A 4,785-nucleotide genomic window follows, 5' to 3' on the forward strand; every position below is an offset into this window, starting at 1 on the left:
GTGCCATTCCCGGCCCCGCCGGCGCCCGCTTCGTACCCGGCCGCCCCCGCCGCTTCGTACCCGGCCGCCCCCGCCGCCGCGTCGTTCCCGCCCGCGTCGTTCCCGCCCGCGTCGTTCCCGGCCGCGCCCGGTGTCGCGGGCTTCCCGGTCGACCCGGCGGCCGCGTACCCCGTCAACCCGACCAACGGTGGCTTCGCCGCCGGCGTCGGCTACCCCCCGCCCGCCGGGTACCCGGCCGCGCAGGGCTACCCGGATCCGCGGCAGGGCGCGCACAACGCCGTCCCCGGACACGTCGGTGCGCCCTACGCCGAGCCCGTCCAGGCGCCCAACGGCGGCTTCGTCCGCCCGGAGGCACCCGCGGCCTACGCTGCGCCCGCCGCGCCCCGCTACGACGAACAGGGCGGGCGCTACGACGCCCTCGCCGGCGGTGGCTACCGCGCCCCGGCCGAGACCGAGGTCCCGCTGCAGCGGCACATGTTCACGCCGCCGGTCGAGCCCGCCCCGTGGCGGGACACGAGCTTCGCCGAGGTGCCCGCGCCGGCTCCGGCGCCGCCCGTTTCCGGGCCGGGTCCGCAGCCCGGCGTGCCGGCGCCCGGGTCGCGTTCGAACTGGCCCCTGGTGCCCCGCGATGACGACGACATGGCCGTACGCCAGCCCGCCGCGTACCCGAACGCGTACCCGTCGCTGGAGGCTGAGGACAGCGGCCAGTTCTCGCTGACGTTCGACGTGGACCCCCTGGATCGCGCCGCCCCGGCGCGCCCGACCTACGACGACCGGGTCCCGCCGCCGTGGCTCGCCGACGACCTGCAGTCCGATCCGCCCGTGCTACGCCTCGTGGACTCGCCGGACTACGGCGAGACGCCCACCCCGGACCCGCTCACGGACCCGCTGCAGACCGACTCCACCGGCGAGATGCGCTTCGGTCCGCCCCAGCTGCGCGTCATCGACAACAACGGCAGCCGCACGGCCGGCGGTGGCCGGTCGCGACGCACCAGCCAGGAGCGCATGGCGCCGATCAACAGCGCACCCGCCGGCGCCGAGGCGGACGGCGACCTGTTGATCTTCTCCCAGACCCGGTCGGCGTGGTTCACCCACCTCGACGAGGACGAGCCGCGCGAAGCCGAGCAGCTGGCCTGGACGAGCGTCGCCGACGAGGGCTGGCGGGCCGCCGAACAGGCCTCCCGCCCCGCCGTCGGCGACGAGACGATGGCCGGTCTCCCCCGCCGCGTCCCGCAGGCCAACCTGGTGCCTGGCTCGCCCGCCACCCAGTCGCGGCCGCTGCGGATCGTCCGGGACGCCGCGAGCATCGCGGAGCACACCACCGGCTACTTCCGGGGCTGGCGCCGCGGGCAGGAGATCGGCGGCTTCGCGGTCGGCCAGCGCGACCGCGGCGCGTGGGACTTCAACCGGGAGCAGCGCTCCCGCGAGGGCCGCGACCACGCCGACCAGCGGACCCGGCGCCCGTGACGACCAAACTCGCCTCGTACAACAGCAGCCTCAACTCGCTGCTCGCCGGAATGCTGGCGCGCACCCCGGGCGCCGTGCACGCCGTCCTGTCGACGGTCGACGGCGTGCAGGTGGCCGTGTCGGCCGGCCTGCCCGAGGACCGGGCCGAACAGCTCGCCACCATCGGCGCCGGGCTGCTCAGCATCGCCGACGGCGCGGGCACCATGATGAGCACCGGGGCGCCCAAGCACGTCGTGGTCGAGATGTACCGGGGACTGCTGCTCGCCGCCCCCGTAGGGCCGCGCGTGTGCCTCACGCTGCTCGCCACCACCGAGGCCGAGCGCGAGCGGCTGGGCTTCGAGCTGGCCCAGTTCGCCGCGCACATCGTGCCGATGGTCGCGCACATCCGCTGACGCGTCGCCGCTCCCGGACACGAGGAAGCCGGCCCCTCTCTCCCAAGAGGGGCCGGCTTCCTGTTGAATCGATGACCCGCTCAGGCGGGCGCGACCGCGCGGTGGCGCCGCATGGTCAGGACGTGCTCCACAAGCGCGATGAGGGTGTTCTTCGTCGACTCCCGGCTCCGGGCGTCGCAGCTGAACACGGGCACATCGTTCGAGATCGCCAGTGCCTCACGCACGTCGTTGACGTCGTGGAACTGCATGCCGTCGAAGCAGTTGATCGCCACCAGGTACGGCAGACGACGGTGCTCGAAGAAGTCGATCGCGGCGAAGCAGTCCGCGAGTCGACGGGTGTCGACCAGCACGACCGCGCCGATGGCGCCGCGGACGAGCTCGTCCCACATGAACCAGAACCGCGTCTGTCCGGGCGTGCCGAACAGGTACAGGATCAGGTCGTGGTCGATCGAGATACGGCCGAAGTCCATCGCGACAGTCGTGGTCGTCTTACCCGGCACATTGCGGGTGTCGTCCACGTCAACGCCAGCCGACGTCATGATTGCCTCGGTGGTCAGCGGCGTGATCTCGGAGACCGAGCCGACCAGCGTCGTCTTACCGACGCCGAAACCACCGGCAATGACAATCTTCGCTGACGTCACCCGGCCGGCCGAGGGCCGGTGCATGTCAGAGCCTGCGAAGTCCACTCAGCACCCTTTCCAGCAGTTCTGTGCCCACGGCGTCGTTTCCTTCGAGCGAGGCGGGCTCATAGATCGCGACAAGTCCGTCGGCCGCCATGTCGGCCACAAGCACCCGCGCCACACCGAGCGGCAGTTGCATGCGAGCCGAGATCTCCGCGAGCGACTGCAGCCGGCCGTCGCAGAGCGTCACAATGTACTGCTGCTCGCGGCCGCCGCCAATACTCTCGCCCGAGCCACCGCGACCGCGGGCGGTGGTCTCCACCAGCGCCTCGATCGCGATCTCGATCCGGGGGCGGGTCCGGCCACCAGTGACGGCGTACGGCCGGACAAGACTGCCCGTTGGTTCGTCGCCCGGAATCACCATATGCCGTCACCTCCTCCTACTCGCCGGGCCGGCGTGCGCCGGCCCGAACCCGGTGCCGGCTTGCGCCGGCCGAAGTCTGCTCCCCGCCGACCGATGGTGTCAGCCCATCACCGAGGCGGCTGACCGCGGCTGCGGCGTGAGCGCCTCACCGACGCGGTCGACGAGCAGCGCCATCTCGTAGCCCACCTGACCCACGTCGCACGTGCGCGCCGCGAGGACGGAGAACGATGAACCGTCCGAGATGGACATCAGGAACAGGAAACCATTGTCCATCTCGACCACCGTCTGCAGCACCGCCCCTCCCTCAAAACAGCGCGAGGCGCCCTGGGTGAGGCTGACCAGGCCCGACGCGATGGCGGCGAGCTGGTCGGCACGGTCGCGAGGTAGGTCGCGGGAGGCTGCGAGCAACAGTCCATCAGCGGAAACCGCGATGGCGTGCGCAACTCCCGGCACGCGGTCGGCGAAGTTGGCCAAAAGCCAGCCGAGATCCTGGGTAGTTGTCATGCCTCCTGCTCCTTGCCACGGTTTGGTGCGGTAGAAGCCCCGGCGCCAGTGTCGCCGGTGCCCTGAGCGGAGCGGCCGCGCTGGACACCCCGGTGGTACGCCGAGAGGAGACCGCGAACGGACTCCGGCGTGCGCCGCTGCGCCCCGGCCGAAGAGGTGTCCACGCCGCCCGGAACAAGCTGAGCCATGGGAACACGCCTGGGCAGCCCCATGTCTGTCGTGCCACCATCCTTCGGCTTGGAGGCCTCTGCCGCCGCCGCCCAACCGTCGTCGGCGATGGTGCGCCACGATACCTCGCCGACGGGCGAACCCGCACCGGTGGTTTCGCCAGGACCCGATGGCCGGCTGGCCGCCGAACCTGACGAGCCGGGCAGACCACCCGAAACGACGTACCGCTCGGCGCCGCCGACGTCGATGGTGGACGGCGCGTCCGGGCCCAGCGGCCCGGCGGCCGGGGCCTCGCCGGCGGGCGCCGTCGAGTCACCGTCGGACAAACCGAAGTCCTCGAACGCCGTGCTGCTCACCTTGAACCAGGCCGACTCCAGCTCGCGGAAGATCGGCAGTTCCATGGTGAGGTCGTCGGCGTACCGCGACGGCGGCGTCGGCACCGCGTCGATGAGCTGCGAGTAGTCCGCGGGGCCGAACCGACGTTCCTCCGCCGGCGGCGCGACGTGCGGCAGCTCGGTCGTGTAGTCGGCGGCCACCGCGGCCTCGCGCTCGGCCGGCGGAGCCGGCGGGGCGGATGCCGGCGGCCAGACCGGCGGGCGCGCCGCGTTGGGCACGCCGTCGACGTCCTCGGGCCGGCCGTACGGCGGCGGCTGCAGCCCGTAGGGCGTGGCCGGCACGGGACCGGCGCCCGGGCCGTACGGCGAGCCGGGGTAGGCCTCCGGGGACGTGGGCATCTGGCGCGGGATGAGCGGGGTGTCCTCGCCGGCGTCGCCCGGCCGCCGCTGCGGCAGCGGGTCATGGCCGAACCGGCCCGGGTCGGTCAGCGGGGGCACCGGGGCGGCGGGCGGGGCGGCGGCCGCGCCGGTCAGGTCGTGCCAGGCGGGCGCGGAACGGCCACTGGTGCCGCGACCGGGCTCGACCCCGAACCCGCCCGGCATGGGCTCGGCGCCGAAGCTGCCGGGAGCACCCGGGGGCAGGTTCATGGGCGGCATGAGCGTGTCCGGCGACAGCGCGCGCGGGCTCACCGGCGGCAGCGGCGGGGCGGGGACGCCCGGCACCGGGGCGCCGCCGTTGGGCGCGCCCGGGAAGCGCGGGTCGGCGCCCGGGTAGCCACCGGGCTGGCCCATGGGGAAGTTGGTGGCCGGCGGGTACGGGTCGCGCGCCGGGTCGAACAGGTCGGGCGCGCCGTAGCCGATGTCGCCGGCGGGCG

At 73.7% G+C, this 4,785-nt stretch carries 4 protein-coding genes and 2 pseudogenes; 2 read left to right on the forward strand and 4 right to left on the reverse strand.

Annotation, left to right across the window (positions count from 1 at the left end; all coding sequences use genetic code 11):
* Window positions 1-1,467 (forward strand): annotated as a pseudogene (locus ABD211_RS28100) (hypothetical protein); the annotation flags it as partial.
* Complete coding sequence (locus ABD211_RS28105; protein ID WP_344138362.1) at window positions 1,464-1,859, forward strand: roadblock/LC7 domain-containing protein; 396 nt, start codon at window positions 1,464-1,466, stop codon at window positions 1,857-1,859. The pseudogene ABD211_RS28100 and the gene ABD211_RS28105, both read left to right, overlap by 4 nt.
* Window positions 1,860-1,939: 80 nt before the next feature.
* Here ABD211_RS28105 and ABD211_RS28110 read toward each other — a convergent pair whose 3' ends face one another.
* The 4 genes and pseudogenes from ABD211_RS28110 to ABD211_RS28125 form a co-directional block, all read right to left on the reverse strand.
* Entirely contained in the window at window positions 1,940-2,524 is a 585-nt protein-coding gene (locus ABD211_RS28110; protein WP_344138364.1) for a GTP-binding protein, read from the reverse strand.
* A 1-nt stretch (window position 2,525) separates the two neighbouring features.
* On the reverse strand, window positions 2,526-2,903 hold the full coding sequence (locus ABD211_RS28115; protein WP_344138366.1) for a DUF742 domain-containing protein: 378 nt from the start codon (window positions 2,901-2,903) through the stop codon (window positions 2,526-2,528).
* A 99-nt stretch (window positions 2,904-3,002) separates the two neighbouring features.
* Entirely contained in the window at window positions 3,003-3,407 is a 405-nt protein-coding gene (locus tag ABD211_RS28120) for a roadblock/LC7 domain-containing protein (protein WP_344075550.1), read from the reverse strand.
* A pseudogene (locus ABD211_RS28125) lies at window positions 3,404-4,785 on the reverse strand (hypothetical protein); the annotation flags it as partial. The gene ABD211_RS28120 and the pseudogene ABD211_RS28125, both read right to left, overlap by 4 nt.

Origin of the sequence: Luedemannella flava (assembly GCF_039528515.1) — a bacterium.
Classification (GTDB): domain Bacteria; phylum Actinomycetota; class Actinomycetes; order Mycobacteriales; family Micromonosporaceae; genus Luedemannella; species Luedemannella flava.

Coding starts and splice junctions, on each gene's coding strand:
- ABD211_RS28120 (WP_344075550.1), bottom strand. CDS start 3,407: ATGACAACTACCCAGGATCTCGGCTGGCTTTTGGCCAACTTCGCCGAC.
- ABD211_RS28110 (WP_344138364.1), bottom strand. CDS start 2,524: ATGCACCGGCCCTCGGCCGGCCGGGTGACGTCAGCGAAGATTGTCATT.
- ABD211_RS28115 (WP_344138366.1), bottom strand. CDS start 2,903: ATGGTGATTCCGGGCGACGAACCAACGGGCAGTCTTGTCCGGCCGTAC.